This window comes from Streptomyces sp. NPDC093546 (assembly GCF_044765045.1).
Classification (GTDB): Bacteria; Actinomycetota; Actinomycetes; order Streptomycetales; family Streptomycetaceae; genus Streptomyces.
In genome coordinates this window covers 564717-590873 of sequence record NZ_JBIWJG010000002.1, presented here as the reverse complement: position 1 = coordinate 590873, position 26157 = coordinate 564717, and the positions used below count along the sequence as shown (strand labels likewise).

27 protein-coding genes and 1 tRNA gene are annotated in these 26157 nt (G+C 73.3%); 12 read left to right on the top strand and 16 right to left on the bottom strand.

What is annotated here, in order from left to right; translation table 11 throughout:
- Window positions 1–91: 91 nt before the first annotated feature.
- Window positions 92–667, bottom strand: coding sequence for a TetR/AcrR family transcriptional regulator (locus tag ACIRNI_RS05875; RefSeq protein WP_403548661.1), 576 nt, complete (start codon window positions 665–667; stop codon window positions 92–94).
- Between the two features lie 92 nt (window positions 668–759).
- Between ACIRNI_RS05875 and ACIRNI_RS05870 the strand changes: the two genes are divergently transcribed.
- On the top strand, window positions 760–2448 hold the full coding sequence (locus tag ACIRNI_RS05870) for a bifunctional 3'-5' exonuclease/DNA polymerase (protein ID WP_403548660.1): 1689 nt from the start codon (window positions 760–762) through the stop codon (window positions 2446–2448).
- 83 nt (window positions 2449–2531) lie between these two features.
- On the opposite strand, the gene ACIRNI_RS05865 is transcribed toward ACIRNI_RS05870, so the two are convergent.
- The gene (locus ACIRNI_RS05865) at window positions 2532–2918 is read right to left on the bottom strand and encodes a rodlin (protein ID WP_403548658.1); all 387 of its coding nucleotides are present in this window, start codon (window positions 2916–2918) and stop codon (window positions 2532–2534) included.
- A gap of 160 nt (window positions 2919–3078) precedes the next feature.
- Window positions 3079–3465: a rodlin gene (locus ACIRNI_RS05860; protein ID WP_403548656.1), complete on the bottom strand. Its 387-nt coding sequence runs from the start codon at window positions 3463–3465 to the stop codon at window positions 3079–3081.
- A 176-nt stretch (window positions 3466–3641) separates the two neighbouring features.
- On the opposite strand from ACIRNI_RS05860, the gene ACIRNI_RS05855 reads away from it, so the two are divergent.
- The 4 genes from ACIRNI_RS05855 to ACIRNI_RS05840 all read left to right on the top strand — a co-directional run bounded on the left by ACIRNI_RS05855 (window position 3642) and on the right by ACIRNI_RS05840 (window position 7643).
- Window positions 3642–4022, top strand: a complete 381-nt coding sequence (locus ACIRNI_RS05855) for a DUF6479 family protein (protein WP_403548654.1) — start codon at window positions 3642–3644, stop codon at window positions 4020–4022.
- Window positions 4023–4101: 79 nt separating this feature from the next.
- Window positions 4102–5529, top strand: a complete 1428-nt coding sequence (locus ACIRNI_RS05850) for a cytochrome P450 (protein WP_403548652.1) — start codon at window positions 4102–4104, stop codon at window positions 5527–5529.
- Between the two features lie 416 nt (window positions 5530–5945).
- Window positions 5946–6206, top strand: coding sequence for a chaplin (locus ACIRNI_RS05845; protein ID WP_403548650.1), 261 nt, complete (start codon window positions 5946–5948; stop codon window positions 6204–6206).
- A gap of 240 nt (window positions 6207–6446) precedes the next feature.
- Window positions 6447–7643, top strand: a complete 1197-nt coding sequence (locus ACIRNI_RS05840) for a glycoside hydrolase family 26 protein (protein WP_403548649.1) — start codon at window positions 6447–6449, stop codon at window positions 7641–7643.
- Between the two features lie 7 nt (window positions 7644–7650).
- Here ACIRNI_RS05840 and ACIRNI_RS05835 read toward each other — a convergent pair whose 3' ends face one another.
- The 8 genes from ACIRNI_RS05835 to ACIRNI_RS05800 are packed head-to-tail and all read right to left on the bottom strand — an operon-like array spanning window position 7651 to window position 16946.
- Window positions 7651–8733, bottom strand: a complete 1083-nt coding sequence (locus ACIRNI_RS05835; protein ID WP_403548647.1) for a GNAT family N-acetyltransferase — start codon at window positions 8731–8733, stop codon at window positions 7651–7653.
- On the bottom strand, window positions 8730–9431 hold the full coding sequence (locus tag ACIRNI_RS05830) for a lipopolysaccharide biosynthesis protein (RefSeq protein ID WP_403548645.1): 702 nt from the start codon (window positions 9429–9431) through the stop codon (window positions 8730–8732). Before ACIRNI_RS05830 ends, ACIRNI_RS05835 begins: the two co-directional genes overlap by 4 nt.
- A 7-nt stretch (window positions 9432–9438) precedes the next feature.
- Window positions 9439–10572, bottom strand: coding sequence for a glycosyltransferase (locus ACIRNI_RS05825; RefSeq protein WP_403548643.1), 1134 nt, complete (start codon window positions 10570–10572; stop codon window positions 9439–9441).
- Window positions 10569–11291, bottom strand: a complete 723-nt coding sequence (locus ACIRNI_RS05820) for a polysaccharide deacetylase family protein (protein WP_403548641.1) — start codon at window positions 11289–11291, stop codon at window positions 10569–10571. The genes ACIRNI_RS05825 and ACIRNI_RS05820 overlap by 4 nt, the downstream gene beginning before the upstream one ends.
- Entirely contained in the window at window positions 11260–13014 is a 1755-nt protein-coding gene (locus ACIRNI_RS05815) for a lipid II flippase MurJ (protein WP_403548640.1), read from the bottom strand. The genes ACIRNI_RS05820 and ACIRNI_RS05815 overlap by 32 nt, the downstream gene beginning before the upstream one ends.
- The gene (locus ACIRNI_RS05810; protein ID WP_403548638.1) at window positions 13007–14296 is read right to left on the bottom strand and encodes an O-antigen ligase family protein; all 1290 of its coding nucleotides are present in this window, start codon (window positions 14294–14296) and stop codon (window positions 13007–13009) included. Before ACIRNI_RS05810 ends, ACIRNI_RS05815 begins: the two co-directional genes overlap by 8 nt.
- Window positions 14296–15768 carry an exopolysaccharide biosynthesis polyprenyl glycosylphosphotransferase gene (locus tag ACIRNI_RS05805; protein WP_403548636.1) on the bottom strand — a complete coding sequence of 491 codons (1473 nt, stop codon included), beginning with the start codon at window positions 15766–15768 and terminating at the stop codon, window positions 14296–14298. Before ACIRNI_RS05805 ends, ACIRNI_RS05810 begins: the two co-directional genes overlap by 1 nt.
- Window positions 15765–16946: a glycosyltransferase gene (locus ACIRNI_RS05800; protein WP_403548634.1), complete on the bottom strand. Its 1182-nt coding sequence runs from the start codon at window positions 16944–16946 to the stop codon at window positions 15765–15767. The genes ACIRNI_RS05805 and ACIRNI_RS05800 overlap by 4 nt, the downstream gene beginning before the upstream one ends.
- A gap of 375 nt (window positions 16947–17321) precedes the next feature.
- Here ACIRNI_RS05800 and ACIRNI_RS05795 point away from each other — a divergent pair, with 375 nt between their 5' ends.
- The 5 genes from ACIRNI_RS05795 to ACIRNI_RS05775 all read left to right on the top strand — a co-directional run bounded on the left by ACIRNI_RS05795 (window position 17322) and on the right by ACIRNI_RS05775 (window position 20412).
- Window positions 17322–17561: a chaplin gene (locus ACIRNI_RS05795; RefSeq protein ID WP_403548632.1), complete on the top strand. Its 240-nt coding sequence runs from the start codon at window positions 17322–17324 to the stop codon at window positions 17559–17561.
- Window positions 17562–17948: 387 nt separating this feature from the next.
- Window positions 17949–18629 (top strand): hypothetical protein, encoded by a 681-nt coding sequence (locus ACIRNI_RS05790; protein WP_403548630.1) that lies wholly within the window; start codon window positions 17949–17951, stop codon window positions 18627–18629.
- A 268-nt stretch (window positions 18630–18897) separates the two neighbouring features.
- Window positions 18898–19170 (top strand): hypothetical protein, encoded by a 273-nt coding sequence (locus ACIRNI_RS05785; RefSeq protein ID WP_403548629.1) that lies wholly within the window; start codon window positions 18898–18900, stop codon window positions 19168–19170.
- 204 nt (window positions 19171–19374) lie between these two features.
- Window positions 19375–19911 (top strand): hypothetical protein, encoded by a 537-nt coding sequence (locus tag ACIRNI_RS05780; protein ID WP_403548627.1) that lies wholly within the window; start codon window positions 19375–19377, stop codon window positions 19909–19911.
- Between the two features lie 153 nt (window positions 19912–20064).
- Window positions 20065–20412: a chaplin gene (locus ACIRNI_RS05775; RefSeq protein WP_403548625.1), complete on the top strand. Its 348-nt coding sequence runs from the start codon at window positions 20065–20067 to the stop codon at window positions 20410–20412.
- 102 nt (window positions 20413–20514) lie between these two features.
- Here the strand turns inward: ACIRNI_RS05775 and ACIRNI_RS05770 are convergent, their stop codons facing one another.
- Both ACIRNI_RS05770 and ACIRNI_RS05765 read right to left on the bottom strand, forming a co-directional pair.
- Window positions 20515–21381: a tyrosinase family protein gene (locus ACIRNI_RS05770; protein ID WP_403548623.1), complete on the bottom strand. Its 867-nt coding sequence runs from the start codon at window positions 21379–21381 to the stop codon at window positions 20515–20517.
- Window positions 21365–21712 carry a tyrosinase family oxidase copper chaperone gene (locus ACIRNI_RS05765; protein ID WP_403548621.1) on the bottom strand — a complete coding sequence of 116 codons (348 nt, stop codon included), beginning with the start codon at window positions 21710–21712 and terminating at the stop codon, window positions 21365–21367. The genes ACIRNI_RS05770 and ACIRNI_RS05765 overlap by 17 nt, the downstream gene beginning before the upstream one ends.
- Window positions 21713–21860: 148 nt before the next feature.
- On the opposite strand from ACIRNI_RS05765, the gene ACIRNI_RS05760 reads away from it, so the two are divergent.
- The gene (locus ACIRNI_RS05760; protein ID WP_403548618.1) at window positions 21861–22370 is read left to right on the top strand and encodes a DUF5949 family protein; all 510 of its coding nucleotides are present in this window, start codon (window positions 21861–21863) and stop codon (window positions 22368–22370) included.
- Between the two features lie 68 nt (window positions 22371–22438).
- Complete coding sequence (locus tag ACIRNI_RS05755; protein WP_403548836.1) at window positions 22439–23017, top strand: vitamin K epoxide reductase family protein; 579 nt, start codon at window positions 22439–22441, stop codon at window positions 23015–23017.
- 84 nt (window positions 23018–23101) lie between these two features.
- Here ACIRNI_RS05755 and ACIRNI_RS05750 read toward each other — a convergent pair.
- The 3 genes from ACIRNI_RS05750 to ACIRNI_RS05740 form a co-directional block, all read right to left on the bottom strand.
- Window positions 23102–23175 (bottom strand) — tRNA-Thr (locus tag ACIRNI_RS05750).
- A 92-nt stretch (window positions 23176–23267) separates the two neighbouring features.
- Window positions 23268–24806, bottom strand: coding sequence for an alpha/beta hydrolase (locus ACIRNI_RS05745; RefSeq protein WP_403548616.1), 1539 nt, complete (start codon window positions 24804–24806; stop codon window positions 23268–23270).
- 56 nt (window positions 24807–24862) lie between these two features.
- Complete coding sequence (locus ACIRNI_RS05740; RefSeq protein WP_403548614.1) at window positions 24863–26068, bottom strand: DNA polymerase III subunit delta'; 1206 nt, start codon at window positions 26066–26068, stop codon at window positions 24863–24865.
- Window positions 26069–26157: the final 89 nt, after the last annotated feature.

Sequence of the window (26157 nt, the reverse complement as noted above, 5' to 3'; positions counted from 1 at the left end):
CATCGACGTGCCTCCTCACAGCCGTTTCCCCACCCGGACACCATGGTCGCAGCCACCACCGACAACCGGCGTCCGGCCGTGTCAGGCCCGGTCAGGCCGCCGCCGGCGGCCAGTGGGACAGCACCGCGTCCAGCGCGTCGACCGCGCGCCTCCACGACGCGTCGACGTCGCGCGGGTGGGCGAAGCCCGACGCCGCCTCGATGCCGGCCCAGCCGTGGAACGTGCTGCGCAGCAGCCGGACCGCGTCCGTCAGGTCCGGCTCGGTCAGGCCGTAGCCGCCCAGCACGGCGGTCGTGGTCTCGATGGAGCGCAGGTGGCCGGGCGACTCGGCGATCACGGCCGGATCCAGCCGCAGCTGGTACGCCGCGTACCGCCCGGGGTGCTCCAGGGCGAAGGCCCGGTACGCGTCGGCGAAGGCGCGCAGCGCGTCACCGCCCGCGCGGCCCGCGACGGCGGACGTGAGGCGGTCGGCGAACTCGCGGGCGGCGAGGACCGCGACCCGGGTGCGCAGGTCGGCGAGGCTCTTGACGTGCGAGTACAGGCTCGCGTCCTTGACTCCGAAGCTCCGCGCCACGGCCGACACGGTGACCTTCTCCAGGCCCACCTCGTCCGCCAGATCCGCCGCCGCCCGCGTCAGCCGGTCGGCCGTCAACCCGGCACGCGCCATGAGCCACCCTTCGTCCGTCCCGGAATTCCGCGCCACCTTACCGGCACCCGGGATGGCCGGGATTGTCAGTGCCGGGTGCCAGACTCGCCCGTGTGAACGAACGCTGGCTCGTGGACGGCACCGAGGGCGGCGGGGCGCGGCTCGCCCCCCTCGGGCCCGACGGGCTGCCCGCCGGGCCCGTGCTGACCGAGCCGGACCTCGTCGAGGCGGTGCGCTCCCGCCCGCACGTCGGCCGGTGGGTGTGGCGCTCCACGGCCGCGCTCCACCCCCGGCTGCTGGCCGCCGGCGTCCGGGTGGAGCGGTGTTACGACATCGAGGCCGCCGAGCAGCTGCTGCTCGGGCACGAGGGGCGCCTCGGCGAGCCGCGCTCGGCCGCCGCGGCCTGGGCGCGGCTGCACGGCCTCCCCGTACCGCCCGATCCGCCGCAGAGGGCCGCCGAGCCCGGCTCGCAGACCCCGCTGTTCGAGCCGCGGCCGTCGGCGGTCCCCTTCGAGGCGCTGCTGGAGGTGTACGCGAACCAGGGGCGGCGACACGAGGCCGCCGAGCACCCGGGCCGGATGCGGCTGCTGACCGCGGCCGAGTCGGCGGGGATGCTGGTAGCCGCCGAGATGTCCCGGGCCGGGCTGCCGTGGCGGGCGGACGTCCACCGGGCGGTGCTGCGTGAGCTCCTGGGCGAGCGGTACGCGGGCGGGGGCGAGCCGCGCCGGCTGGCGGAGCTGGCGGACGAGGTGTCGGCGGCGTTCGGGCGCCGGGTGCGCCCGGACCTGCCCGCCGATGTGGTCAAGGCGTTCGCGGAGGCGGGGATCAAGGTGCGCTCGACGCGCCGCTGGGAGCTCGCCGAGCTAGACCACCCGGCGGTCGAGCCGCTCCTCGCGTACAAGAAGCTTTACCGGATCTGGACGGCCCACGGCTGGGGCTGGCTCCAGGACTGGGTGCACGACGGCCGCTTCCGCCCGGAGTACGTGCCGGGCGGCACGGTCAGCGGCCGCTGGACGACCAACGGCGGCGGGGCGCTCCAGATCCCCCGGGTGATCCGCCGCGCGGTCGTCGCCGACGAGGGCTGGCGGCTGGTGGTGGCGGACGCGGACCAGATGGAGCCGCGGGTGCTGGCGGCCATCTCGCGCGACCCGGGCCTGATGGAGGTGGCCGGCCACGAGGACGACCTCTACACGCGCCTCTCCGACCGCGCCTTCTCCGGCGACCGGGCGCACGCCAAGCTGGCGCTGCTCGGCGCGATCTACGGGCAGACCAGCGGCGACGGCCTGAAGAACCTGGCGGCGTTGCGCCGCCGCTTCCCCCGGGCGGTGGCGTACGTGGACGACGCGGCGAAGGCGGGCGAGGAGGGACGGCTGGTGCGGACCTGGCTGGGCCGGACGAGCCCCCGCGCGGCGGGCGCGGCCGAGGCGGACGAGGCGGGCATCCCCCAGGAGGGCGGCACGGAGGAGCCGCTCTCCGACGACGGCTTCACGCCGGGCTACGCGTCGGTGAACGCCCGAGCGCGCGGCCGGTTCACCCGGAACTTCGTGGTGCAGGGCTCCGCCGCCGACTGGGCGCTGCTGATGCTGGCCGCGCTGCGCCGGTCGCTGGCGGGCATGCGGGCCGAGCTGGTGTTCTTCCAGCACGACGAGGTGATCGTGCACTGCCCGGACGAGGAGGCCCCGGCGGTCGCCGAGGCGATCCGCGCGGCCGGCGAGACGGCCGGGCGGATCGCGTTCGGCGAGACGCCGGTGCGGTTTCCGTTCACGACGGCGACGGTGGAGTGCTACGCCGACGCCAAGTGAGGCGCGGACGGGGGCGGGCCCCGCATCCGTGGCTTCGGATGCGGGGCCCGCCCCTGTGGTCACACCGACAGGCTGGGCGCGTCTTAGTCGACGGCGGCGCTGAAGTTCTCGGAGATGACGTTCTCGAGGATGTGCGACAGGGGGGCGTCACCCCGGACCGCCGTGGAGTTCTCCGCGCACTGCTGGTTCTGCTTGTCGCTGAGGATGTCCTGAACACCGACGTTGAGCAGGGCCACGATGTTCTGGACGTTCTGGATGGGCACAGCGATGCAGGGCTTGTTGAGCGTCCCCTGAATGAGCCCGATCTGCGGGCTCATGTGGCCGCCGGTGACGGTGTTGCCGTACACCTGCTTCGAGAAGTTGCCGTTCTGCGTGTCCACCCTGTGGTCGCCCACCGCGGCGGCCATCGGCGCGGAGGCGCCCAGGACGACCGCGGCCATGCCGGCGGTAGCCAGAACCTTCTTGATCATGGTCCATCCTTCTCGTCGAGAGACCCGCTGCTCGGGTCGTCCTGCCGCGCCCACTCGGGGAGGGCGCCGTGCGGTTACTGAAGTCTTCGTGCGTGCGGCCGTGGTGGCCGCGGAGGGGACCGGCCCGCGCGGACGTCTCGCGGACCGGTGGCCACACGTCTTAGTCGACGGAGGCGGCGCCGTTCTCCGAGAGGACGTTCTCGAGGATGTGCGACAGGGGGGCGTCACCCCTGACCGCCGTGGAGTTCTCCGTGCACTGCTGGTACTGCCGGTCGCTGAGGATGTCCTGAACACCGATGTTGATCAGGGCCACGATGTTCTGGACGTTCTGGATGGGCAGAGCGACGCAGGGCTTGTTGAGCGAGCCCTGAATGAGCCCGATCTGCGGGCTCATGTAGCCGCCGGTGTAGGTGTTGCCGTACGACTGGGTGGCGAAGTTGCCGTTCTGCGTGTCCACCCCGTGGTCGCCCACCGCGGCGGCCATCGGAGCAGAGGCGCCCAGGACGGCCGCGGCGACGCCGGCGGTAGCCAGAACCTTCTTGATCATGGTCCATCCTTCTCGTCGAGAGACCCTGTGCTTGGGTCGTTCTGATCAACAGCCCAGAGCGGTTTCAGTTGCGCGTTGTCACTCGAAGAGCTCAATCAGGAAAAGACGGACTCACCGTTTTTACGACCATAGTTTTGTCTTTGTCTGACTCCGCCCCCAGCGGGTACACATGCGGTATGGACGCTCTCATAACGAACAGCATGGAATTGGCCGAGAGGGACCATCTTGTGGGGATCGGCCCACTCGTGGCCGGGATCATCCTCGTCGGGTTCCTGATCGGCGCGTTCTGGCTGGGCCGGCGCATCCGGTCGCGGGAGCCCGCCCCGCCGAGGGCCGAGGAACAGCCGCACCGGCCGGCGGACGCGGGCCTGCCGGGCGAGGCCGAGGGCTACCGCAGGCCGGCCGAGCTGTCCGAGCGTGAGGACCGGGTGATGCCGTACGAGCTCAGGCACGAGAACACGGAGCCGGACACGGCACCGCGCACCGAGGACGACCAGAAGTGGCGCGGGGCGCCGAGCGGCGGCTTCGGCAGCGGCGGCCCCACGACGGGCGGCTGAGCCCCTCCCCTGTCGACCGATCCCCGCCCCGGACCGGCGGGGATCGTTTCGGGCCGGACCGCACGGGCACCCGGGGGGCATGCCCAGCACGGACCCCGCCGGCGACCTCGGTACGGACCTCGAGGCGCGCGCCGCGCACACGCCCGCACGGGCCGGCGGGCGCGATGCCGCGCGGGTCGCCGCGCAGCTGCTCGCGCCGGCCCTCGCCGCGGGCCTCCCCACCGGGCGCCGGGCCGCGATGGCGCTCGCCGAGCGGGCCGCGGCCGACCGGCGCGCGATCGCGCTCCTCACCGAGCTGCGCGACCGCTACGGCCCCGGCCCGTTGCGGCTCGACCTGGGCGGGCGGCACATCGCGGTCGTCCTCCGCGCCGAGGACGCCCGGCACGTCCTGGACGGCACGCCGGACCCGTACGCCCCGGCGACCGGCGCCGGGAGCGCCGCGTCGGTGCGCTTCCGGCCGTACGTCCACCCGTACTTCCCGCCGCACTTCCGGCCGCACGGCGTGCTCACCTCGCACGGGACGCGGCGCGACGAGCGGCGGGCGTTCAACGAAGGAGTGCTGGAGTACGGGCAGCAGCTGCACAGCCTGGCTCCGCACTTCGTGCGTGCGGTACGGGAGGAGACCGGGCGGCTGCTCGGCGCGGCCACCGCGGGCGACGGCGAGATCGGCTGGAGCGCGTTCCGGGAGGCGTGGGACCGCACCGCGCGGCGCGTCGTGCTCGGCGACGCCGCCCGTGACGACACCGACCTCACCGCGACGCTGGGGCGGCTGCGCTCCACCCGGACGGCCACCGGGCCGGGGGACCGTTTCGCGCGCAGGGTGCGCGACCACCTGGACCATGCGGAGCCGGGCAGCCTCGCCGTGGAGATCGCGCGTGCGGCGGCGAGCACGGCGGGAGGCGCCGGGGCCGTGGACCCGGTGGGGCAGGTGCCGCACTGGCTGCTCGCCTTCGAGGCGGCCGGCACCGCGGCGTTCCGCACGCTCGCCGTGCTCGCCACGCACGAGCCGCAGACCGGGCAGGTCCGGGGCGAACTGGCCGTCACCGACCTCACCGAGCCGCACCTCCTGCCGTACACGCGCGCCTGCGTCCTGGAGTCCGTACGGCTGTGGCCGACCACGCCGTTCCTCGTGCGCGAGTCGGTGCGCGACACCGTCTGGGGCGAGGAAACCCTTCCGGGCGGGACACAGTTCCTGATCTACGCGCCGCTCTTCCACCGGGACGAGGCCCTGCCGTACGCGCACCGTTTCACGCCGGAGATCTGGCTGGACGGGACCGCGCAGGACACCGAGGCGCTGATGCCGTTCGGCGCGGGCCCCGGCGAGTGCCCGGGCCAGGACCTGGTGCTGCTGGTCGCCTCGACGACGCTCGCCGCGCTGCTGGAGCGCCACACGTACCTGCCGTACCGGCCCGGCCTGCTGCGGCCCGACCGGCCGCTGCCCCGCACCCTCGACCACTTCGGCCTGCGCTTCGTGGCACTTCCGCACATTTCGCGCGGGTGGCTGTGACATGATGCGAGAGCCTCGCCACGGCTGTGAACGGAAAGGTCCGGCATGGCTCCTCGCTCCGGGAAATGGCAGCGCGTGCCCCTCATTCCACAGAGCAGGCAGGCGACGGGGTCCGAACCGTCGCCCGTCTATTCCACGCTGATGCGCGAATGGAGAGCGCAGGGGCGTGCGGTCCCCGGAGTTCCGGACCACGAATGGCAGGTTCTGGTGTCCCGACCCGTCTGGCCCAGCCGTTGAGCCATTCGCCGGGCACACCCCTCCGCGTTCGAGTGAAACAGTGCGGAAATCAGCCTCAATGATGTCTTTCTGCTTTCACCTTCGTTCTGATTTTCGCAGTGGAAGCCGGGCCCCTCATCGCGGGCTCGATCGTCACGAAATCCGTGGCATGACTTCCTCCTGCGAAAGGAAGCCGAACTATGAAGTGCAAGAAGGCTGCGGTGGCCATCGCCGGTCTGGTCATGGCGCTGGGCGCGGCCGCGCCCGCCGCCGCTGACGCGGAGGCCAACGGCGTCGCCGCCAACAGCCCGGGGATCCTCTCTGGCAACGTCGTCCAGGTGCCGATTCACGTGCCGATCAACATCTGCGGCAACACGATCAACATCGTCGGCCTGCTCAACCCGGCCTTCGGGAACGTCTGCATCAACTCCTCGAAGGACGGCTCCGACAAGGCGAAGTGAGCGCGGCGGGCGTGATGTAGCGCCTTTGCCCCGATCGGTCAGTGAGATCCGAAGCCGGTCCCGGACATGTGATCCGGGACCGGCTTCGTACGTCCGCGGGGCTCCGCTGCCCCAAGCGGGCGATGAATTCCACCAACGGTCTACGGAAAGGCGGACCCGCATTCCCGATCGGCCTCTTGGTCATACTTTTGATCCATCCGACGGACGGCCCCGGTTGCCGTGCCGCGCGAAGGAGCAGACATGGCCGATCGGAAAAGACGGAGAACGCGTACGTGGCCGACGGCGCTCGCCGCCGGTCTCCTCGTCTCGGGAGCCTTCGTGACACCACCGGCCCACGCCGCCGAGCCGCCCCCGGTCACGGCACCGGCGCTGGGCGCGTACCTCCACTACGGCCCGCCCGGGATCCAGCGGATGACGGAACTGCAGCAGTGGCTCGGCGGCACCGAACTGCGGGTCGGCCACACCTACCTGCCGGGCGACCTGTGGAGCAACATCGAGGGCCTCCCCGGCTTCCTGCGGCCCTGGGCGGAGTGGCGGCGCGCCCGCGAGGACCGGCTGTTCGTGCTCAACGTCCCCATGCTGCCGCGCAACGAGGACCGCCTCCCGGACCCGGTCGTGCGCCAGATGCTGCGGCTCGGCGCGGCGGGGGCGTTCGACCGCCATTTCCGGACGCTCGCCGAGCGGCTCGTACGGCTGGAGGCGCCGGACACCGTCCTCGTCCTGGGGTGGGAGATGAACGGCATCACGTACACGCACCGGTGCGGGCCGGACCCGGAGGCGTGGAAGACGTACTGGCGGCGCATCGTCACCGCCATGCGGGCCGTGCCGGGGCAGCGGTTCCGGTTCGACTTCGCGCCGAGCCGGGGGACGGACGCCGTTCCGTGGACCGAGTGCTATCCCGGGGACGACGTCGTCGACATCGTCGGAATGGATTCCTACGACCAGCCGCCGGGCGAGACCTTCGACGAGATGGTGGAGCAGCCTTACGGGCTGCGCCATCACGTGGAATTCGCCGCGGCCCGCGGAAAGCCGATCTCGTACCCCGAGTGGGGCCTGTTCCGCAACGGCGACAATCCCGAGTACATGCGGCGGATGCTGAACTGGATCGCCGAACACAAACCGCTCTACCACACCATCACGGACTACTGCCCGCACGGCGTCTGGCAGTGCGACGACAATCCGAGGGCGTCGGAGGTGTTCCGGACGATGCTGTCGCTGCCCCGGCCGCAGCCGAAGCCCGAGGAGACCGAGCCCGGCCCCGTACCGGAGCCGGTGGAGCCCAAGCCGGTGCCCGTCGAACCGGGGCCCGTGGCGCCCGAACCCGCCGCGCCCCCGTCGGCCGCGTGCCGGGTCGTGGACCTCGGCCCGTGGATCCGCACGTGGCTCGGGACCACGCTCTGCGTCCCCGCCGAGTGGTGGCACCACAGCCGGGCCTGAGCCCCGGTCAGCCCTCGCCGCGCCGCGCGCGCGCCACGTCCGCCGCCCAGCCGCGGACGCCCGCGTACGCCGCCCGCAGCAGCAGGGCCGGGGCCATCCGGCGGCGCGCCAGCAGCAGCCGCTGGTTGCGGACGGGCGCCGGGCGCCACTGGCGCTTGTACGGCTCGGTGCCGCGCAGCAGGCTGAGCGTGGCCCGGCCGTTCGCGCTGCACTCCGTCGCGCAGTTGCGCAGCAGCATCGCCGTCACGTCCACCTTGCCGGCGCGCAGGGCCGGATCGGCCCCGTACAGATAGGCGCCGCACAGCCTCGGCGACATCAGGGTGAGGTCGGCGGCGACCACGTCACCGCCGATGCGGAACTCCGTCACCATGGCGTGGCCAGACTCGACCATGGGCCGCACGGCCCGTTCGAGGTGCTCGGCGAACCGGGCGCTGAGGTGCTCCGCCGTCACCCCGCGCCCGGCCCACTGCCGTTCGTGCAGGTGCAGGAGGCGCTTCAGTGCCAGCGGCACCTCGGCGGCCGGGACGACGCGCTGCTGGACGCCGAGCCGGTCGATCTTGCGCAGCTTGGAGCGGGACCGCTGCGCCCGCGCCGACGGGAGGCGCTCGACCAGTTCGTCGATGGTGAGGGCCGGCAGTTCCAGGCAGATGGAGTCGGGCAGCCTGCGGCGCGGGCCGCGCCAGCAGGCGTAGACCCGCTCGGCGGCCGCCCCCGCGCGCACCTCCCGCAGGTCCAGTACGGCGGTACGGGTGAGGTCGCCGAGCGCCCGGGCCAGTTCGGGGACTGCCTGCGCGCACGCGTCGTCGACGAGTACGTCCGAGAAGTCGGTGATGCTCCCGCCCAGGTGGGTCAGCACCGGCACCGGGCCCGGCACCAGCCGCAGCGGCGCCGCCGCGACGAGCCGCCCGTGCCGGCGTACCAGGACGAGACGGAGACGGCCCGGGGTGCCGTACGACACCCACCAGGAGTGCAGCCAGGAGTGCGCCTGGAAGGGGGTGGCGGCCTCGCACCGCCGGTACAGGTCCGCCCACTCGCCCGCGAGCCGCCCGAACTCCTCGCCGTCCCGGCAGACGGTCGTCTCCCAGCTCATACCGCCTCCGGCCGCGCGCCCGACGGATGCCCGGCCGACGCGTGCGCCGCCGCGGGCGACACCGGGCCGGGCAGGGCCAGGTGCCCGCCCCACGTGGCGCCGTGGCGCGGCCGGACCAGCAGCGCCAGCCCGCCCAGCAGGCCGCCCGCGCAGCCGCCGACGAGCGCGGCGAGCGGCGCGGACGGCGACACCGGGCTCGTCGGCCGGGCGGCCCGGGCGAACTGGAGGACCTTCACACCGGTGCTCTTCTCGGTGTGGCCGCCCTTCTGTACGAGGGCCCTCGCCACCGCGTCGGCCAGGGCGGCCGCGGTCGCCGGGTCCGCCGCCCGGCCGGTGAGGGAGATCATCGGGGCGTCGGGCGAAGTCGCCGCCTGCACGCTCGCGCGCAGGGTGCTCGCCGGGACGCCCGCCTCCACCTGCGCGTCGCCGGTGACGGCGACATCGGTGGCGACCCGCCCGTACGCCTGCGCGAGCCCCATTGCCGCGGCCGGGTCGGACCCCTCGGCCGCCACGACGACGACATGGCTGGTCGCCGCGTACTCCGGGGTCTTCAGCAGGCCGTACGCGCCGCCGCAGGCGATCCCGAGCAGCACGGCCACCGGGACGAACCACCGGCGGGGACGCGCCTTCAGGACGGTGCTCCTCAGTCTGGTCAGCCAGCCGATCACCCGGCGCACGACGAGGGAATGAGGGGTCATCGTTCACTCACTTCGCAGTAGTTCGTGACAACTCGTGATAGAGGGACAGCAACTGCCGCGCGGTGTGCGCGATGTCGTAGCGGTGTACGGCGGTGGGCACGGGCAGCCGCCCGCCTGGCGGGGTGTCCACCGCGGCGGCCACCGCGGCGGCCACCCCGGCGGCCACCTCGGCGACCGACCCGCCGATCCGCCGCGCCCCCGGAGCCTCGCCGGGCGGCAGGCCGTCGAGCGCGGGGCACGCCACGTACCGCACGGGCAGCCCGGCGGCCAGCGCCTCGACGCACGCGAGCCCGAAAGCCTCGTCCGCCGACGCCGACACGAAGACGTCCATCGCCGCCAGCAGCTCCGGCAGCCCGCGCGACACCGCGCCCGCCCACACCACCCGCTCCGCGACCCCGCACGCGACGGCCAGCCGCTCCAGCGCCACCCGCTGCTCGCCCTCGCCGACCAGCAGCAGCCGGGTCGCGGGCGGCAGATGGGCCAGCGCGCGGATCAGCGTGTCGAACCGCTTGCCCGGCACCAGGCGGCCCACCCCGCCGACGACGTACGCGTCGGGCGCCAGGCCCAGCCGCCGCCGCGCCGCCCGCCGCGCGTTCGGGTCGAAGGCGAAGCGGGCGGCGTCGATGCCGTTCGGCACGGTCCGGACGCGCGCCGGGTGCACGCCCCACGCGGCCAGGCGCCGGGCCACCGCGTCGGAGACGGCGACGGTCGCCGTGCCGAGCCGCTCACCGGCCAGGTAGAGGGCGCGGGCGCCGGCGCCGAGCGGGCGGCCCTCGATCTGGTCCTCGCCCAGCGAGTGCTCGGTGGCGACGACCGTGCGCACCCCGGCCAGCCGGGCGGCGATCCGCCCGTACAGGCACGCCCGGTACAGGTGCGTGTGGACGACGTCGTAACCGCCCTGCCGGACCAGCCGCGTCAGGCGGGGCAGGGCGGTCAGGTCGCGGTTGCCGCGCATGCCGAGATGCGTGACGGGGAAGCCGTCGGCGCGCAGGGCGTCGGCGACCGGGCCCGGATTGGTGAGCGTGACGACGCCGCTGGTGGTGGCCTGGCGCATGTGCGGGAGCAGCAGGCGCAGCTGCTGCTCGGCGCCGCCGATGCCGAGGCCCGTGATGACGTGCAGGACCTTGAGCCGTCCGGTCACGACGCCGACACCGGCACCGGCACCGGCGCCAGGTCCACGGCGGCGCGCCGCACCGCGTGCAGGCGGCGCTTGGCGTGCAGGCGCCAGGCGCCGTCCCGCTCCCCGATGTGGACCCGGGGCAGCGCGAGGACGCCGGCCAGCTCCGCCGGGGGGTCGATGGCGCAGCCGTACGCGTACCCCGCCTCCCGTACGGCCGCCGCCGCGCGGGCGTCGAGGTGGCCGTAGGGGTAGCAGAAGCCTTCCGGGGCCCTGCCCGTGATCGTACGGAGCAGCTCCCTGCTGCCGGCGACCTCCTCGCGTACGACGGCGTCGCGGGCGGACGTCAGCGAGACGTGCCGCAGGCCGTGCGAGGCGACCTCCATCCCGGCGGCGGCGCAGCGGCGGATGCCCGCCTCGGTGAGCAGCGGCTTGCGCGGGCCGCGCGGGTCCCAGTCGTTGTCGCCGCCGAGCCGCCCCGGGAGGACGAAGACGGTGGCCGTGCAGTCGTGGCGGCGCAGGATCGGGACGGCGTGCTCCAGGAAGTCGACGTACCCGTCGTCGAAGGTCAGGCCGACCAGGCCGCGTGTGTCGCCGTGGCGGGCGGCGTACAGCAGCAGCTGCCGTACGCCGACGCCGCGCAGGCCGCGGTCGCGCAGCCAGCGCAGCTGGCGGTCGAGGCGTGCCGGGGAGACGGTGACCTGGTACGGGTCATCGGTGGTGTCGTCGATGGAGTGGTACATCGCGACCCACGGGCGTGTGTTCCAGGGATTCCGGGGGTTCCAAGGAGTCCGGGGTTTCCGAGGGGCCATGAGCGAGCCTCCGTACGGCGGTACGAGTCAGGGAACGGACCAGGGACGGCACCACCGGCGCCCGCAGCAGGCAGGCGGCGGCGAGGAAGACGGCGGTGACGGCGACGAGCGCCAGCAAGGTCGCCAGGAGCGGCGGGCCGGCCGCACACCACCACCCCGCCGCGGTGGCGACGGCGGCGGCCGCGGTGAGCCGGCCCAGGCCCCGTACGAGGAGGGCGGTGTCCAGGGGGATGCTCTGCCTGCGGACGCCGAGCAGGAGCAGGGCGGCGGAGAGGGTGATGCCGAGCGCGTTGCCGGCGGCGATGCCCGCCGCGCCCCAGGGCCCGACGAGGACGAGCCCGGCCGCGGCGGTCACGGCGACGCCGCCGGTCATGACGGCGGCCGGGTACCAAAGGGGCGCGGAGGCGGAGAAGTAGCAGCGGACCAGCGCGCTCACCAGCGTGTGGCCCAGCAGCCCAAGGGCGTACACGCGCATGACGGCGGCGGTCGCGGCGGTGTCCGCGTGGTCGAACGCGCCGCGCTGGAAGAGCAGTTCGATGATCTGCGGGGCGGCGGCGATGACGGTCGCGGCACCGGCCAGGACGATGACGCCCGCGAGCAGCAGGTCGCGCTCGGCCCGGCGGCGGGCGGTGCCGGTGTCACCGGCCGCCATCGCGCGCGCCACGACGGGGAAGGTGACCGTGGACATCATCAGCGAGAGCACCATCGGCAACTGCGCGACCTTCTGGGCATAGTTGAGGTGCGAGATCGCCCCGGCGGGCAGCGGCGCGGCGAGGAACCGCTCGACGAGGACCTGCGACTGGCGGGTCACCGCGAAGACGATCACCGGCGCGAGCAGTGCGACGACGAGCCCACCGGCACGCCCGCTCCCGGCGCCCTCCCTCCCGGCACGCCCGCGCCCGGGCCGACCGCTTCCGGCGCGCCCGCGCCCCGCGCGCCCGCCCCGCAACTGCCGCCACAGCGACGGCGCCTGGACCAGCACCATCAGCAGCCCGCCCGCCGCGACACCGCACGCCGCCGCGCGGACCCCCCACCGGGCGCCGAGCACCACGACCGCCGTGATGATGCCGGTGTTGTACGCGACGTTGATCGCGGCCGGTGGCAGGAACCGCCCGTGGGCGCGCAGGGCCGCGCTGCAGTACCCGGCCAGCGTGAAGGTGAGCACGCACGTGGCGGTGAGCCGCGTGCAGTCGACGGCGAGCCGCTGCTGCGGCAGCCCGGGAGCCAGGACGGGTACGAGCCAGGGCGCCGCCAGCACCGTGAGCCCGGCGGCCACGCCCATGCCGAGGACCGCCTTCGGCAGTGTGGCCCTGACCAGCGCCCGTACCGGATCGGTGTCCTGCCCGAGGGTGCGCCGGGCCAGGGCGCCGCTGAAGGCCGGGACCAGGATGAGTGCCATCGCGTCCTCGATGAGCAGCGTGGCGGCGAACTCCGGCACGGTCCACGCGACGAGGAACGCGTCGGTGTCCGTACCGGCCCCGAAGGTGTGCGCCAGCAGCTGGTCCCTGATCAGCCCGAACACCGCGCCCGCCGCCGTCAGCACGGCCGTGAGCAGCGCCGCGCGGGCGAGCAGGCGGTTCGACGGCCGCCACGGGCCGGGATCCGGTGCCTCGGCGGTGGCCGGCGCGACGAGCCGTACCGCGTCGTCAGCCACGCGCGGCCACCGTCCCCCCGGCCATCAGGCTGGGCCCCAGCGCCCACCGGGCGGCGAGCCCCAGCACCACCGCCGTCAGGACCGTCGAAGGTCCGCCGATGTCCGCGTACGCGAAGTCGACGAGCTGCCAGACCAGCAGCCCGACCGCGATCAGCCGGCAGTCGAAGGTCCCCGCGGGCGGGCTCCTGCGCAGCGCGCACACCAGCAGCGCCAGCCAGCTGCCCACCAGGGTCAGCACCCCCAGCAGCCCCTGCTCGGCGAGGACCAGCAGGTACATGTTGTGCGGCGACAGCAGCGGCTGCCGGGTGAAGGCGTGGCCCGCGCCCGCCGTGTCGCTGCCCGACGAGAGGGCGAGCGAGGCGTGGCCGTCGCGGTACTGCGGGAATCCCTTCAGCCCGACCCCCGTGACGGGCTCGCCGCGCCACATCGAGCCCGCCGCCGCCCACAGGGCGTACCGGTCGGTGACGGACTGGTCCGGCGCGGCCGCGACCCGCGAGATGCTCGTCACCCGCTCCTCCAGCATCCGCGACCCGACGCCGCACCCCGCGACCAGGACCACGCCCAGCGCGGCCGCCGCGAGCCCGGTCCGTACGGCCCTGCGTACGCCGGACAGGGCCAGTTGCAGCCCGCAGGCCACCACCGTCGCGATCCACGCGCCCCGGCTGAACGACACCGCGAGCGGCACCAGCAGCAGCCCGCAGCACACCCCCGCGGCGGCGCGCGCCCGCCGGTCCGGCGCCCCGAGCGCGATGCCGAGCGCGGCGACCAGCCCGTACGCGACGACCGTCGCCATGCCCATCACGTCCGTGGGCCCGAAGGTCCCCACCGCCCGTACGTCCTCGCCCTGGTACGAGGCGCCGGTGCCGGTCGCGTACTGGACGACGCCGACCGCGCCCTCCACGACCGCGAGCCCGACCAGCGCCCAGCCGACCCGCGCGAAGTCCCGCCGGTCCCGCACGAGCAGCACCACGGCCGCCGGTACGAGCACGAAGACCTGGAGGTAGCGGACCACCCCGGGCAGCGCGCCGACCGGGTCGTGGGCCGTGACGGCCGCCGCGCAGACGCCCACCGCGGGCAGCCCGAGGACGACGGCCGCCACCCGGTCCAGCGGCCGCGCCCGGGCGCGCACGACCCGGACGAGGCAGAAGGCGACGAGCACGGCGGACGCCAGGTCCGCGGGCGTGCCCGAGCCGCCGCCCCCGTCCTCGCCGGGCGGAACGGCGAGCAGCACGACGACGGCGAGCAGCGGCACGAGCGGTGCCCAGGCGGCGGGTACCGGCATCAGCTGCCCGCCGGGCGGAACAGGGAGGCCGCCGTGCGCATCAGGATGCACACGTCCTGCCAGAGGGACCAGTGGTCGATGTAGTGGTTGTCGAAGCGGCACCGGTCCTCGATGGAGGTGTCCCCGCGCAGCCCGTGCACCTGGGCGAGGCCGGTCAGCCCGACGGGCATGCGGTGGCGTGCCGCGTAGCCGGGGTGGGCGCGGCTGAACTCGGCGACGAAGTACGGCCGCTCGGGGCGCGGGCCCACCAGGCTCATGTCGCCCCGCAGCACGTTCCACAGCTGCGGCAGCTCGTCGAGCGAGGTTCGGCGCAGGAAGGCGCCGACGGCGCTCATCCGCTCGTCGTCGGCGACGCTCCAGCGGGTCGCGGCCTCCAGCTCGTCGGCCGGGCGCAGGGTGCGGAACTTCAGCAGCGTGAACAGCCGACCGTCCTGCCCGACCCGCTCCTGGCGGAAGAGGACCCCGGGCCCGTCCGAGACCCGGATGGCGGCGGCGCACAGCAGCAGGAGCGGCGCGAGCAGCAGGAGCATGGGCGCGGCGAGGGCGATGTCGAGGATCCGCTTGGCCGGTGGCGTACGGCGGTGGGCCGGCACGCCGAGGTCGAGGCGGCGCCAGGAAAAGCCCCACAGGTGCCGGCTCATCGCGGCGCCGCTCCGGGTGCCGCGGCCGGTCCCGACGAGCCAGCCGGCGCAGCCGTACCGGCCGAAGAGGGCGACGAGCTCGGCTGCCGGGACCGTGCCGTTCGAGCCGTCCGCGCCGTCCGCGCCGGTGAAGACCGCGTCGCCGACACCGTTCTGGATGACGGCCCGGTGGATCTCCTCGGTGGTCGTCAGCACCGGCAGCGGAGGCTCCTCCCCGCCCGGCCCGGGCCGCGGCCCGACGGCCACGACGCCGACCGGCCGGATCCCGTACTCCGGGTGCCGGGCCAGCGTGCCCGCGAGGCGCTGCGCGGCCGTGGCGGGCCCGACGACGAGCGCGGAGCGCGGATGGGCGCGCGCGGCGCGCCGCCGCCGGTGGTGGAGGACGGCACGGCAGCCGGTCACGACCGCCATGTGCAGGGCGTACGCCGACGTCAGCGCCGCCGGGCCGAAGGCACGGTGCGGCGCCTGCGCGGCGAGCAGGGCGGCGGCCGCGCACCACGCGACGGCGGCGCGTGCGGCGAGGGCGGGCAGTTCGTCGAGTACGGAAGGGGCGAAGGCGGCGGGCCGGTACAGCCCGGCGTGCGCGTTGAGCGCCGCCACGCCGGCGGTGAGCTGCATCAGGAGGGCGGAGTCGCGCTGCTCGGCGGTGAGCAGCAGGGCGGCCAGCAGGACGGCGACGCAGTCCACGGCGACCAGCGACGCCGTGAACGACGGCGGCTCGGCCCGGACGCGCCGGGGCGGCCCGCCGGTGGAGACCTGGTCGGCCGCCGCCCGGGGCGGCCCGACGGTGACGTGCGCGGCGGACCGGGTGCTCTCCGTCTCCGCGGTCACCGCGCGACCGGCTCTCGGAGCACGGGCGGGCACCGCCTCGCGGTCACCTCGTCGTACACGTCCGCGAGGGCCGCGCCGACCCGGCGTACGTCGAAGCCGTCGCGTACGTGGTGCTGGGCCCGGCGGCCCAGGGTCCGGCGCAGGAGCGGCCGCTGGAGGAGCCGGATCAGGGCGGCGGCCAGCGCGGCGGGGTCGTCCGGCGGGACGAGGCAGTGGACCTCCTGGCCGGGTGGCAGGCTCTCGCGGGCGCCGTCGACGTCGGTGAGGAGGACGGGGCGTCCGCTCGCCATGGCCTCCAGCGGCGCGAGGGCCATGCCCTCCCAGCGGGACGGCAGGACGACGAGGTCGGCGGCGCGGTACCAGGGCGCCGGGTCGTCGACGGCCCCGGCGAAGATGACCCCGGGCGGCGCGGCGGCGCGCAGCGCGGGACCGGCCGGGCCGTCGCCGACGAGGGCAAGATGAGCGCGGGGGACGTGTTCGACCACCGTCCGCCAGGCCTGGAGCAGGGCGTCCTGGCCCTTCTGCCGGCACAGCCGCCCCACGCACACGACGAGCGGTGACGCGGTGACGGGCGGCACGGGCCCCCACCGCGGACCGCCGTCCGGTCCACCGCCGGCCGGGGCGAATCGATCCTCCGCGCCGGCGGCGAAGCGCGCCACGTCGACGCCGTTGCGGACCACGCACCACGACGCCCGGACCCCGGCCCGGACGCCGCGCTCGCGCTCCGCCTCGCTCACGCAGACGACGCGATCGGTCCAGCGGGCGGCCGCCCAACGCTCCCAGTGCCGGGCGAGCGCACCCGTCACGCCGCCGACCGCCTCGAAGGACCAGGCGTGCGGCTGGTGGACGGTGGGCACGCGGCCGCGTACGGCGAGCCGGGCCGCGAGCCCGGCCTTGGCGCTGTGCGCGTGCACCAGGTCCGGGCGTACGAGCTCGACGATCTCGGCGACGCGGCGGCACTCGGCGGGCAGCCGCCACCCCGGGTCCCGGCCCGCGCGCCAGGGGTGCACCTCGCCGCCCGCGGCGCGTACCGCCGCCGCCAGCGGACCGTCGGGCGGACACGCCACGGCCACCCGCATTCCGCGTGCCACTTGTGCGCCGACCACGTCGGTGACCACCCGGGCCACGCCGCCGTCGCCGGGCTGGACAACATGCAGTGCGGTGAAAGGAAGACGCACGCGTGACCCTTTCTACGAAGCCTTTTGAGAATCGGGTGGCAGTGAGGGGGTCGGCGCTGTCGAAGCGCGCGCGAATTCGCGGAATCGGCGAGCTGCTCCGCTGCACCACGTAAGAGCGCGCCGAATATGGAGAATCCGGGAAGGAATCGAGCAAGAACGTTATAACTCAACAACCGGACGGACGAAGGATGTGAAACACGGTCACCACAACGTCCTTGTTTTCAGCAGCTCTTCACCGCGCGTGGCGTGCCGCGTCACCCGCGTGCCGGTCCGACGGTTCACCCGTTCGGTAGCGCAACCGGGGAAATGCTGGGGCGTTGTTGATGTAGCCGGGCACGTCGACCCGCAGCATCATCGAACTAGGAGCTCTTCACCATGTCCCGTATCGCGAAGGCCGCCGTCCTGACCTCCGCCATCGCCGCGTCCGTGGCCGGCACCACCGGTATCGCGTCGGCCGATGCCAAGGCGGACGGCGCGGCCGTGGGGTCCCCCGGCGTCATCTCCGGCAACCTGATCCAGGTTCCGATCCACGTCCCGATCAACCTCTGCGGCAACACCATCGACATCATCGGTCTGCTGAACCCCGCCTTCGGCAACGTCTGCATCAACGACTGACCGAAGCCGCGACCGCGTTCGTCGTAGCCGTCAGCCGTCAGCCGTCAGCCGCAGCGACGCTTCCACGCAGTCGACGCGCCCACGCGTCACACATCCGGTGCGCCGCCCCTTCCGGTGCGCCGCCCCTTCCGGTGCGCCGCCCCTTCCGGGGCGGCGCACCGTGCCGTTTCCGGCCCCGCGCCCCCCTCTTCGAGGGCCTCTTCCCCCTATCGGCGGCGCTCCGCTCGATTCCCCACGCGGCCCTTCCATCGGCGTTTCCCCAGGTCAGATCCGCTGTTTCACCCACGGAGCGCAGTCACCGTCCGTAACGGATGCGATTGCGAACCGCGTTGGCTCGACACACGGTGATGTCACGTTCCCGACGCATCCTCACCGGAAGGACAACACATGCGTCTCCTGACATCCCGCCGTACGGCGGCCTCGGTCATCTGCGCCGCCCTCACCCTCGGTACGGCCGGGGCCGCCTCCGCCAACTCCGACTCCGCCGCCGGCGCCCCGCTGCCGCAGGCGTCCGCGCTGCTCAAGCAGGTCCAGCCGGTCGACCACACGGGTGACCTCGTCGTCCCGGTGGCCGAGCTGCTCAACGCCGTGGTCAAGGCGGACAACGGCAGGCTGAGCACCACCGTCGCCTCGAAGTACAACGCGGACATCGACGCCGTCATCGAGGCCATCAAGAAGGCGAACGCGGCGGAGGCACCGGCCTCCCCGAGCCAGCCCAACCAGCCCAACCAGCCGAACCAGCCCAACCAGCCGGGCCAGCCGAGCTCCCCGAACGCGCCCGCCCAGCCGGCCGCGCCAAACGCCCCGGTCGACGAGACGACCGCCGACGACACGCAGATCGACCTGGCCGTGGACGCCATGGACCAGGCGCTCGCCGACATCGACAAGCGGGTCGACGAGCTGATCAAGGCCTCGACCGAGGGCCAGACGGCCGCCGTCTCGAACCAGGTCCAGTCGACCCTGAAGGCCGTCGCCGACTTCCTCGCGGCGACCGCCAAGAACATGCAGGGCACCCCCGCGACCAACCTGCCGGCGCCCAACGACATGACGCAGACGCCGGCGGTCTGACGCGGCGCTGCACCGGATGAACCCTGTTGGCCCAGTGACGCTGAGCCAACAGGGTTCTCTCGTTGTTTTCCTCTTGCCCTTTGATCGGAGAATCGGACCGACCCTCATCGTTCGGGTGCAGTGTCGAGAATTCCTTCCTTCCGGAGTTTCCGCCGCGCGGAGGGCTCGTTACAGAGAACAGGGCGCCACACAGCGGGAACGCCAAGTGACCTGCGCGAGGCGCGAGTTGTCGTGAACAGACGCCACTCCAGGAAAGGACTCACCACCCATGAAGCCCACGAAGGTTGCCGCCGTCGTCGCCGGTTCCGTGATGGCTCTGGGCGCCGCCGCCCCGGCCTTCGCCGCCGACAGCCTCGCCCCCACCAGCCTGAACGGCGCGGTCGACACGCTGGGCAAGCGCGGCCTGACCGAGGCCGTGCCCAGCGACGCGGTGAGCAAGGCGGCCGACAGCAACCTCGTCGGCAAGGTGACCGACACCGCCGGCGACCTCAAGCCGAAGGGCAAGCCGCTGCTCGGCGGACTGCCGCTGGGCGCCAAGTAAGCGTCACACACGGCACCGTACGGGGGCCGGGACGGGAACGACGTCGTTCCGGTCCCGGCCCCTTTCGCACGCCCGGCGCCGAAGTCCGCATGCACGTCACCGTTGCCATTGCTGCAACCAGGCGAATTCTGACGCGTTTGTCGGCGCGTGCTCGTTCATTCAGTCAGCAACGTACTCACAAGCCCGGGAAGGCGTACGCAGCACATGAACCCGAAAACTCAGGTCGGCGTGGGAATGGTCGTCACAGCCCTGGCCTCGGCCGCGTCGGCAGCCCTGGCGACTCCCGCGGCCGCCGCGCCGGCGGCCCCCGTGGACGTACCGCTCCAGCCGCTCGGCATGGTGCTCCCCATGGCGCCTCCGACCGTGAGCACCGGCGTACCAATCCCCATGCCCGGCGCGCCCATGGGGCCGACCTCGGCCACCCACGGCCGGGTTCAGCCGCTGCACGTGCCGCAGGTGCCGTTCACGAGCACGCTGCCGGAGACGCTGATCACCGCCACGCTGCCCGAGGTCGTCGAGGACCAGCCGGTGACGAGGGCGCTGCTCTCCGCGCCCGCCTCCGACCTGAACACCACCACCCCGGGCGCGAAGGTCGACGCCCCGATCACCCTGCCGCGCCCGGAGTCGCTGGGGCTGCCGGCCGTCGAGCTGCCGCAGGTCGGCGTGTTGCCGCCGGCCCTGGCGGGCGTCCTGAAAACGCACCTCGGACTGACCGGCGCCAGCCCCGAGTCCAAGAGCTGACGCCGTAACCGAACGCGTCCGAAAGAGGGACATTGAGCGCGTTATGCGCTCTTCAGGCGGATCTGACCGTTACCTCCCTATAACGGCCACGTTGTAAGAGGAGTGACGACCGCAGGCCCGCGGTCGGTTTTCCCCCTGTACGAGGAGTTTGTGATGTCTCGCATCGCGAAGGCTGCCGTCATCATCGCCGGCACGGGCGCTGTCGCTCTGAGTGGAACCGGTATGGCCGTCGCCGCCGCGGAGGCCGATGCGGCCGCCGTCAACAGCCCCGGTGTCATCTCGGGCAACGTCCTCCAGGTGCCGATCCACGTGCCGATCAACCTCTGCGGCAACACGATCAACCTCGTTGGTCTCCTGAACCCGACCTTCGGCAACTTCTGCGCCAACATCGACGGCGACAAGAAGAAGAAGGACGACACCAGCGACTACAACAACGGCGACAACGGCAAGGGCCACGGCGACTACAACAACGGGTACGGCGACGACAGCGGCATGCGCTGATCGCCACCCACGCCTGACCCGCGCCCCAGCCGCGCTCTGCTCCAAGGTCCCCCGGCACCTGCACCGGCCGGGGGACCTTCGGCTGTCACCGCCGTCCGCTTCTCATCCGTACCGGTAGATGTGGCGGTGATCGGCGAGCTCGGCGGGTGTGACGTTCCACGGGGGCATCCGCTCGTCCCGTGCGACCACGCGCCGGTGCTGGTCCGAGCCGCGCGGAGGCGGGGTGGCGGGCAGGTAACCGGCCCTCGGGTTCTCGGACTGCCAGCGCGACCACAGCAGGTCGACGAAGGCGTGGTGCAGCCAGAAGACCGGGTCGTTGACGGAGGCGCCGCCGAGCATCAGCCCGCCGACCCACCGGTGGACGCGGTTGTGGTTGCGCCACCGCCCGTTGCCGCGCTCCCGTGTCCACCCCTCCAGCTTGTTGCGGAAGCCCGTACGGCTCGTGGAGTCCCAGGGGTCGGAGTCGTAGACGGTCTCGTCCATCGCGTCGGCCAGCTCCCGCCGGGTGGGCAGCCCGATGGGGTCCGCCGGATTGCCGAAGTCGCGCGTCAGGAAGCGGTTCTCGGTGACGCCGACCTTGATGGTCCAGTTCCCCTTGGCGTACGCGAACGGGCCCGTCGTCACCTGCAGATCGCGCCGGCGCCCGTTGCCCCCCATGAAGTCCTCGCTCCAGAGGGAGGAGGCGGGGGTGTTGTCCCGCGTCCAGTCCCAGTACGGGACGGTCACCTTCGGGTCGACCTCCCGCAGCGCCCGCTCGAACTCCAGCAGGTACTGCCGGTGCCAGGGCAGGAAGGACGGCGCCATGTGCGCGACCCGCAGCCCCTTGTCGCCGTCCGCGCGGTAGTACGCGACGTGCGTACGGACGAAGTCGTCGTACCGGCCGGCGCGCTTCAGCTCCAGCACGGCGGCGACGAACCGCTTGCGCTCGGCGCCGGTGAGATCGCGCTGGTCCTTACGCGTGTACGCCATGAGCCGCGCCTCCCTCGGCCAGCCGCGCGGCGCCCAGCTCGTCCACCGCGGCGCGGGTGGCGGCGAGCGGCGTGGGATACGAGCGGTAGTGGTCCACCGGGCTGAGATAGCCGCCGTCCGCGCAGCGCATCAGATGCAGACGGCGCCCGTCGACGCGGACGTCGAGCTCGTCCCCGTACATCCGCCGCCCCTGGATGCGCCGTCCCTTGTACCTCTCGTCGAAGAGCGGGGCGCGGGAGAGCGAGGCCCGGGAGAGGGCGGCGCCGGTGACCGCCGCGACGGTGAGCGCGAACACCGCGCGCAGCGCGGCGCGGCGTCTCATGACAACCATCGACGACCTCCCTTACCGGTGGCTTTCACCGGGCACAACGACAGGGCGCGAAATCCGTTCCGGAGAGTGAAATGAGCCCCGGCGCCATCGGCCGAACGGGTGGAATCTCGCCGGAGCACTCATGACAACACCACTAATATCCGGCGGCATGACCTCTTCCACCGTCGAATCGCCGGGGTGGCAGCGTTCCCTTCTCGGAACCCTCGCCGTCATCGCCTGGACCGGCGACCCCACCGCCGAATCCGAGACACCGCGCACGCCGTTCCTGATGGTGTACTCACTCGGGGACGGCGCCGAAGGCCCCGAGGCCGGCGGGGAGGCGATGCGGGCCGAGCTGGAGAAGCTGGACCTGTCCATCGGGGATCGTCTGACCGACCTGGGCCGCGCACCACAGATCCCGGTCTCGGTCCTGGTGGAGGCGCAACGGGCCGTCCTCGAGCTGCCGTTCATGAAGGTGCAGTGCCCCGTGCCGCCGGAGTGGGAGAAGGACGCCCACGAATCCGGCACGGTCTACCTGATCATCGCGACCCGCCCCTGGCCGGACGCCGTCGGGGGCAAAGAGGTCAGCCCGGACCGGCTGCGCGCCTTCGTCTCCGACGAGGGCCTGCTCCAGTCCAGCGCCCACTGCCTGTTGCCGGTCCGCCGGGTACGGGTCTGATCGCCGTCGCCACGATGACCACGACAACCACGAAGGACACGGTGTCGCACGCCCGGTCCGCCCCCACCATGAGCACGGGGGCGGGCCGGGCGTTCGCATGGATGCTGGTGACCACCGGCGCGGCGGGGCTCCTGGCGGCGTGGGTGATCACGCTGGACAAGTTCAAGCTGCTGGAGGACCCGAACTTCCAGCCCGGCTGCAGCCTGAACCCGGTCGTTTCCTGCGGCAACATCATGAAGAGCGAGCAGGCCACTGTCTTCGGCTTCCCCAACCCCCTGCTCGGCCTCGTCACGTACGCCATGGTGATCGCCATCGGCGTCGCGCTGCTCGCCGGCGCCCGCTACCGCCGCTGGTACTGGCTCGGCCTGAACGCGGGCACGCTCTTCGGCGTCGGCTTCTGCATGTGGCTGATGTACCAGTCCCTGTACGAGATCCACGCCCTGTGCCTGTGGTGCTCCCTGGCGTGGACCGCCACGATCGTCATGTTCTGGTACGTGACCTCGCACAGCATCCGCAGCGGCCTACTGCCCGCACCGCGCGCACTGCGGAGCTTCCTCGACGAGTTCACCTGGGTGCTCCCCGTCCTGCACCTCGGGATCATCGGGATGCTGATCCTGACCCGCTGGTGGGACTTCTGGACGAGCTGACGGCCTGACGCCTGACGCCTGACGCCTGACAGCGCTGAACGAAAAAGCCCGGCTCGGAGGAGATCCGAGCCGGGCTTTCGGCTGAGCCGCCTTCGGGATTCGAACCCGAGACCTACGCATTACGAGTGCGTTGCTCTGGCCAACTGAGCTAAGGCGGCACGCCCCGCGAGCCCCGTGGATTCCCAGGGGGTGCAGCAGCGAGCCCAAGTCTACACAGGTCTCGGGGGTGCCTCGCACACCCTCCGGTGCGCTAGCGACAGCGCTTGCCGTCCGGGGGGAGCGTGCCGGCGAGGAGGTAAGCGTTGATCGTGGTGTCGACGCAGTCGCTGCCGCGGCCGTACGCGGTGTGGCCGTCGCCGTCGTAGGTGAGCAGGACGCCGGAGGAGAGCTGGGCGGCGAGGGACTCGGCCCACTTGTAGGGGGTGGCCGGGTCGCGGGTGGTGCCGACGACGAGGATGGGGGCCGCGCCCCTGGCCTCGATGCGGTGCGGGGCGCCGGTGGGCTTGGCCGGCCAGTTGACGCAGTTCAGGGAGGCCCAGGCCAGGCCCCTGCCGAAAACGGGGGACGCCTTCTCGAAGGACGGCACGGCGGCGGCCACCTCGGCGGTGGAGGTGAAGGCGGGCGGCTGGTCCAGGCAGTTCACGGCGGCGTTGGCGTACATGAGGTTCGAGTAGGTGCCGTCGGCCTCGCGCTCGTAGTAGCTGTCGGCGAGGGAGAGCAGGCCGGCGCCGTCGCCGTCCATCGCGCTCTTGAGGGCCGCGCGCAGCTGGGGCCAGGTGGACTCGTCGTACATGGCGGCGATCACGCCCGTGGTGGCCAGGGACTCGCCGAGGAGGCGGTTCTCGCCGGTCGCGACCGGGCGGGTGTCGAGCCGCCGGAAGAAGGCGGTGAGGCGGTGGGCGGCGTCGGCGGGCGAGCCGGTGCCGAGAGGGCAGTCCGGCTGCCGGACGCAGTCGGCGGCGAAGGAGTCGAAGGCGCGCTGGAAGCCGGCCGTCTGGTCGCGGTTGAGTTCCGCGGTCGGGAGGGACGGGTCCATGGCGCCGTCCAGGACGAGCCGGCCCGCGCGGGACGGGAAGAGCTCGGCGTACGTGGCGCCGAGGAAGGTGCCGTACGAGGCGCCGACGTAGGTCAGCCTCCTGTCACCGAGGACCTCGCGCAGGATGTCCATGTCGCGTGCCGCCTCGACCGTCGAGACGTGCGGGAGCAGCTTGCCGGAGCGCTTGGCGCAGCCCTGGGCGAAGCGCTCGTACGACCCGGTCAGCAGGTGCCGCTCGCGGAGGTCGTCCGGCGTCTGGTCGACCTGCGTGTACGCGTCCATCTCCGGGCCGTCGAGGCACTCGATGGGCTCGCTGCGGGCCACGCCGCGCGGGTCGAGGGCGACCATGTCGTACCGGGCCCGGACCTTGGCCGGGTAGCCGATGCCGGCGTACCCCTGGAGGAAGCCGACGGCCGAGCCGCCGGGGCCGCCGGGGTTGACCAGCAGGGAGCCGAGGCGCTTGCCGGGGCCGGTGGCCCTGACCCGGGAGACGGCCAGCCGCACCTCGTCGCCGTGCGGTTTCGCGTAGTCGAGCGGGGCCCGCAGGGTGGCGCACTCGAATCCGGATGTGCCGCACGCGCGCCAGCTCAGGCGCTGGCCGTAGTACTCCTTGAGCTCCTCGGTCGATGCGACGGCGCGCGACGCGGTGGCCGACGCGGAAAGGGTGGTTCCCCCCTCGGTGCAGCCTGCGACGAGCAGGCCGAAGGCCGAAAGGGTGACGGCGGTGGCGCGGAACAGGCGAGCGGAGTCCATTCTCGGAGCGTAGCCGGATGGTGACGGACTGTTCCTCTTTGTACCCGTACGGGTGACTACCCCGCGCGCAGCGCCATCGTCATCGCCTCCACGGCGAGCAGCGGCGCCACGTTGCGGTCGAGGGCCTCGCGGCAGGCGAGGACCGCCTCGATCCGGCGCAGGGTCCGCTCGGGGGTGGATTCGCGGGCTATGCGGTCCAGGGCGTCCCGTACGTCCTCGTTGGCGAGGGCGGTGCGGGTGCCGAGCTGGAGGGCGAGCACATCGCGGTAGAACCCCGTCAGGTCGCTGAGGGCCAGGTCCAGGCTGTCGCGCTGCGTACGCGTCTTGCGGCGCTTCTGCTTGTCCTCCAGCTCCTTCATGGCGCCCGCCGTGCCGCGCGGCATGCGGCCGCCCTGGGAGGCTCCCAGCGCCGCCTTCAGGTCCTCGGTCTCCTTGACGTCGAGCTCCTCGGACGCCTGCTTGGCGTCCTCGGCCGCGGCGTCGATCAGCTCCTGGGCGGCCTTGAGGCAGCCCCCGACGTCCTCGACGCGCAGCGGCACCTTGAGCACGGTGGCCCGGCGGGCGCGGGCACGCTCGTCGGTGGCGAGCCGGCGGGCGCGGTCGATGTGCCCCTGCGTGGCGCGGGCGGCGACGGCCGCGGCCTCGGGCTCGATGCCGTCGCGCCGGACCAGGACGTCGGCGACGGCCGCCACCGGGGGCGTCCGCAGGGTGAGGTGGCGGCAGCGGGAGCGGATGGTGGGCAGCACGTCCTCGATGGACGGCGCGCACAGCAGCCAGACCGTGCGGGGCGCGGGCTCCTCGACGGCCTTCAGCAGCACGTTCCCCGCGCCCTCGGTGAGGCGGTCGGCGTCCTCCAGGACGATGACCTGCCAGCGCCCGCCGGCCGGCGAGAGCTGGGCGCGCCGGACGAGCTCGCGGGTCTCCTTTACGCCGATGGAGAGCAGGTCGGTGCGGATGATCTCCACATCGGCGTGCGTCCCGACGAGGGTGGTGTGGCACCCGTCGCAGAACCCGCAGCCGGGCTCCGCGCCGAGCGCCCGGTCGGGGCTGACGCACTGCAGGGCGGCGGCGAAGGCCCGGGCGGCCGTTTCCCGCCCGGAGCCCGGCGGGCCCGTGAACAGCCACGCGTGCGTCATCTTCGACGCGTCGGGCGGCGGCGTGCCCTGCGCGTCGGCCGTGACGAGCGCGTCGGCGTCACGCGCGGCGGCGGCGAGCTGCGCCTGGACACGGTCCTGACCGACCAGGTCGTCCCATACGGGCACGGGTCACCGCCTTTCCTGCATAGGTGTTCCTGCGTACGTACCGCTCGTGTCGCTGTGGATCCATTGTGGGGGACGGGTCTGACAACGCC

Bases quoted from the DNA above. Each gene is read 5' to 3' on its own strand.
- ACIRNI_RS05765 (WP_403548621.1), bottom strand. From the start codon at position 21,712: ATGGTTGTCATGAGACGCCGCGCCGCGCTGCGCGCGGTGTTCGCGCTC.
- ACIRNI_RS05855 (WP_403548654.1), top strand. From the start codon at position 3,642: ATGGACGCTCTCATAACGAACAGCATGGAATTGGCCGAGAGGGACCAT.
- ACIRNI_RS05875 (WP_403548661.1), bottom strand. From the start codon at position 667: ATGGCGCGTGCCGGGTTGACGGCCGACCGGCTGACGCGGGCGGCGGCG.
- ACIRNI_RS05850 (WP_403548652.1), top strand. From the start codon at position 4,102: ATGCCCAGCACGGACCCCGCCGGCGACCTCGGTACGGACCTCGAGGCG.
- ACIRNI_RS05795 (WP_403548632.1), top strand. From the start codon at position 17,322: ATGTCCCGTATCGCGAAGGCCGCCGTCCTGACCTCCGCCATCGCCGCG.
- ACIRNI_RS05770 (WP_403548623.1), bottom strand. From the start codon at position 21,381: ATGGCGTACACGCGTAAGGACCAGCGCGATCTCACCGGCGCCGAGCGC.
- ACIRNI_RS05845 (WP_403548650.1), top strand. From the start codon at position 5,946: ATGAAGTGCAAGAAGGCTGCGGTGGCCATCGCCGGTCTGGTCATGGCG.
- ACIRNI_RS05835 (WP_403548647.1), bottom strand. From the start codon at position 8,733: ATGAGCTGGGAGACGACCGTCTGCCGGGACGGCGAGGAGTTCGGGCGG.
- ACIRNI_RS05820 (WP_403548641.1), bottom strand. From the start codon at position 11,291: ATGTACCACTCCATCGACGACACCACCGATGACCCGTACCAGGTCACC.
- ACIRNI_RS05830 (WP_403548645.1), bottom strand. From the start codon at position 9,431: ATGACCCCTCATTCCCTCGTCGTGCGCCGGGTGATCGGCTGGCTGACC.
- ACIRNI_RS05745 (WP_403548616.1), bottom strand. From the start codon at position 24,806: ATGGACTCCGCTCGCCTGTTCCGCGCCACCGCCGTCACCCTTTCGGCC.
- ACIRNI_RS05810 (WP_403548638.1), bottom strand. From the start codon at position 14,296: ATGCCGGTACCCGCCGCCTGGGCACCGCTCGTGCCGCTGCTCGCCGTC.
- ACIRNI_RS05760 (WP_403548618.1), top strand. From the start codon at position 21,861: ATGACCTCTTCCACCGTCGAATCGCCGGGGTGGCAGCGTTCCCTTCTC.
- ACIRNI_RS05755 (WP_403548836.1), top strand. From the start codon at position 22,439: ATGAGCACGGGGGCGGGCCGGGCGTTCGCATGGATGCTGGTGACCACC.
- ACIRNI_RS05780 (WP_403548627.1), top strand. From the start codon at position 19,375: ATGAACCCGAAAACTCAGGTCGGCGTGGGAATGGTCGTCACAGCCCTG.
- ACIRNI_RS05785 (WP_403548629.1), top strand. From the start codon at position 18,898: ATGAAGCCCACGAAGGTTGCCGCCGTCGTCGCCGGTTCCGTGATGGCT.
- ACIRNI_RS05790 (WP_403548630.1), top strand. From the start codon at position 17,949: ATGCGTCTCCTGACATCCCGCCGTACGGCGGCCTCGGTCATCTGCGCC.
- ACIRNI_RS05865 (WP_403548658.1), bottom strand. From the start codon at position 2,918: ATGATCAAGAAGGTTCTGGCTACCGCCGGCATGGCCGCGGTCGTCCTG.
- ACIRNI_RS05840 (WP_403548649.1), top strand. From the start codon at position 6,447: ATGGCCGATCGGAAAAGACGGAGAACGCGTACGTGGCCGACGGCGCTC.
- ACIRNI_RS05860 (WP_403548656.1), bottom strand. From the start codon at position 3,465: ATGATCAAGAAGGTTCTGGCTACCGCCGGCGTCGCCGCGGCCGTCCTG.
- ACIRNI_RS05775 (WP_403548625.1), top strand. From the start codon at position 20,065: ATGTCTCGCATCGCGAAGGCTGCCGTCATCATCGCCGGCACGGGCGCT.